This window comes from Streptosporangium sp. G11 (assembly GCF_051192615.1).
Lineage (GTDB): Bacteria > Actinomycetota > Actinomycetes > Streptosporangiales > Streptosporangiaceae > Streptosporangium.
On record NZ_JBPJUQ010000211.1, the window covers coordinates 1 to 3,645 of the forward strand.

1 protein-coding gene is annotated in these 3,645 nt (G+C 68.6%); it reads right to left on the reverse strand.

Annotation, left to right across the window (positions count from 1 at the left end; translation table 11 throughout):
* A partial coding sequence (locus tag ACSDR0_RS49735) for an RHS repeat-associated core domain-containing protein (RefSeq protein WP_435295983.1) occupies window positions 1-3,645 on the reverse strand: 3,645 nt, incomplete at both ends.

Here is a 3,645-nt window from a genome sequence, read left to right on the forward strand (position 1 = left end):
GCGTTGGCGTAGGTGTAGCGGTTGGCCTGCACCGATGGGTCGGGGTTGAGGGTGGCGGTGTCGCGGGAGGTGAAGGTGCCGGTGCTGGGCTGGTACCAGCGGGCGTGCATGTTGACCTTGCCGGTATCGGGGTCGGTGTATTCGCCCTGATAGCCCACGGTGCGTGCGGTGCCGGTGCTGTGGGTGACCTCGCCGAAGGGGTCGTAGGCGACCGAGTCGACCAGGGCGGTGGCCGAGAAGGTGCCCACCACGTCGCCATGCAGATCGTTCATCGTGGCGAGCGCGGGGCTTGCGCCTTCCTGCAGGCTGAGCAGGCCGCCGAACGGATCGCGGCCGTACTTGGCCGTCGTGGTGTTGGCGCCGTCGGCGACGGTGACGAGGTCGTTGCTGAGGCCGGAGTAGGTGAAGCGCTGCTGGGCGGCGCCGGCGGTGCGAGAGGTCATCCGGTCCAGGGCGTCGTAGCCGTAGGTGGCCTCGCCGTCGGAGACGAGCCGGTCGAAGGCGTCGAAGGTGAGATTGCGGGTGAGGCCGGCCTTGGTCTCGGTGGCGGTGGTGCCGCGCGGGGTGTAGGTGTAGTCGACGCCTGCGCCGGAAGTCAGCCGGTTGCGCTGGTCATAGACGAACGTCTTGGTGCCGGCCTTGGTGCGGTTGCCGGAGGCGTCCCACTCGTAGTCGGTGACGGCGCCGCCGGGGGCGGTCCAGGAGGTCAGGCGTCCGGAGTGGTCATGGGCGTAGGTGTTGACCCCGGCTCCGGCGGTGCCGGTGGTGGTCTTGGTGGTGAGGTTGTCGTCCTTGTCCCACCCATAAGTGATCTTCGACAGTTCGGTGCCGGAGCTGTTCTTCACCGCTTGTGAGGTGAGCCGGTCCATGGCGTCGTAGCCGTAGGTCTGGGTGCCGACCGGGTTGGCGGAGGTTTTGCTGGTGAGCCGGTTGGCGTTGTCGTAGCCGTAGGTCCAGGTGCGCCCGGTCACTGGGTCGGAGGCGGTGTTGAGCCGGTCGACGGCGTCCCAGGTGTAGGTCGCCGTGCCGGTCGGGTCGACGCGCTGGGTGGGGTTGCCCGCCGCGTCGTAGGCGTAGGTGGCGACCGGGTTGGTGGCCTTGGAGACCTTGGTCAGCAGGCTACGGTCGTTGTACTCCATGGTGTAGTCACCGATCGCGGTGACCCGGCCCGCACTGTCGTAGGTGACCGCGCGGTTCACGGTGGCCATCGCAGCTCCGCTGCCGACCTCCGCGGTCATCCGGTCCAGGTGGTCGAAGGTGCGATCGAGGCGCACCCCGCCCGGTTGCACGGTCGCGGTGGCGTTGCCTGAGGCGTCGTAGACGCTGGTCCAGGTCCGATCAGCTGTGTTCGGGTGGGCGGTGGTGGACGGTTCGATGACCGACTCGACCAGGGCGAGGCTGTTGTAGGTGGTCCAGGTGGCGTTGCCGCGGCCGTCGGTGGTGCGGGTGCGCGCCCCGGTGGCGTCGTAGCCGAACGTCGAGGTGATCGATGAGCTCGCGGAGACCGGTTCGATCAGGGAGGTCAGCCGTCCTGCGGCGTCGAACGTGCGCTGCGTGGTGTGTCCCTCGCCGGAGGTGGTGCTGGTCGGGTTACCGGCAGGGTCATAGCCGAAGCCGAACGTGCGCAGCACCGTCTCAGTCGTACCGGTTTTGCTGAGGTCCTTGGCGGCGGTTTTGCGGCCGGCGAGGTCGTAGGTGGCCTCGGTGGCGTTGCCCAGGGCGTCGCTCACCTTGGTTTGGCGGCCCATCAGGTCGTAGCCGAAGGTGGTGGTGCGGGTGGCCGGGTCGGTGGTGGCGGGGGTGGCCGGGGCGACGGTGGCGGTGACCTCTCCGGCGGCGTTGACCGTGTAGCCGGTGGTCTTGTTACCCGGGGCGATGGTTTTGGTGAGGTTGCCGGCACTGTCGTAAGTCAGGGCGGTGGTGTGCGCCGCGGTGGTGGGCTTGCGCTCGATCACGGTCTGGGTGACCTGCCGGCCCAGATCGTCGTAGGTGGCCTCGTTCCGGGCGCCGGTGGGGTCGATCACCGCACGCTGCTCACCCAGCAGGTCGTATTCGGCCACCCAGGCGCCGCCCGGCCCGGACGGGCCGGGTTCGGTGACCTTGACCGGGCGCCCCAGCGCGTCGTAGACGGTGGAGGTGACGTGGTCGCGCGGGTCGGTGACCGTGATCTGCCGCCCGGCCGCGTCGTAGCCGAAGTTCACCGCGGGGGTGATCGCGCTGCCGCCCGGCGGGGTGTAGGGCGCACCGATGGTCGAGGCCAGGCGCCCGGCCTTGTCGAAGGCGAGGGTGGTGGTGCGCCCTTCGGCGTCGACGATGTGGGTCTGCTGGCCCGCGCTGTTGTAGCCGTACCTGACGGTGGGCCGCCCGGTAGCGGCGGCGGCGCCGTTCTTTTCGATCGTCACCTGCGCTGATGTGGCCTCCACCAGCCGACCGGCCAGGTCGTAGCGCATCGTGGCGGTGAAGTCCGCGGGCGTGGCGCCCGAAGCGTTGCCGCGCGGGTCGGTGGCCGCGCTCAGCAGGCCCCGGTCGTCGTAGACGCTGGTGGAGACCAGGTCCTCAGCCCCGTTCTCCACGCTCTGCCGGGTCACCTGGTTCAACGCGTTGTAGAGATAGGAGACGGATTCGATACGGGTGGTGTTGGCCGCGGTAGAGATCTTCTTGGTGACGTTACCGGCCGCGTCGTACTCGAAAGCACTCTTGCGCCCCAGAGCGGCGGGGTCGAACGTGGTGGAGGTGAGGCGGCTCGCGGCATCGTAGACGGACTGGACGGTGACTTTGCCGCCGCCGCTGACCCGCTTGGTGAGATTGCCGGCCGCGTCGTAGGTGTTGTCCTCCAGCACCACGTCGGTTGTGGTGGTCAAATCGTTGAGCCGCACATCATCACCGATCACCTGCGACAGGCGATTGTCGGCGAAGTAGGTGTAGGAGGTCTTACGGCCCATCGCGTCGACCTGGCCAGCCAGACGTCCGGCGAAGTCGTAGGAGAGCGCCTGCAACACCACGTCTTGGGCTGCCTGCGGGGTGACCGGGCTACCGGTCCAGTTCTTCAGCGTCACAGAGGCCGGTTCGCCGCGTTTGGTATAGGCGTAAGTCAAGACGGTGCCCACCGGATCGGTCGCCGAGGCCAGCGCGCCGGTGACGTCCCAACTAGAGCGGGTCACACCGCCTTCGGGGTTGGTGACCGTCTCCGCCCGCCCCTTGCCGTCATAGGTGTAGGTGAGGGTGCGCGCCGGATCACCACCGGTCAGGTCGCTCACCGTTTCGGTGAGCGTGTTGCCGTCCGCGTCGTAGGTATAGACGGTCTTGGCGGTGTGGGTGACGTTGGTGACCTCGTTCTTCACCCCAGCAGCGGTCTGCGTCAGCGGACGCCCGAGCCCGTCGTAGCTGAACGTCGTGGTCACCCCGGCGGGGTGGGCCGCCGACACCTCGGTTCGCGAGGTCACCCGGCCCACCGCATCATGAGCGAACTTCGTCACCAGCCCCGACGGGCTGGTCTGCTCGGCCAGATCCCCAGCGGCGCTGTAGCGGTAGGTCGTCTCATTGTCCTTGGCATCCTTGGCCGACTTGCGCAGGCCCGCGGGGGTGGTGCCACCGCCGATGGCGGGTTCGGTGCCGTCGGTGTAGGTGGCACTGGTCGAGCGGCCG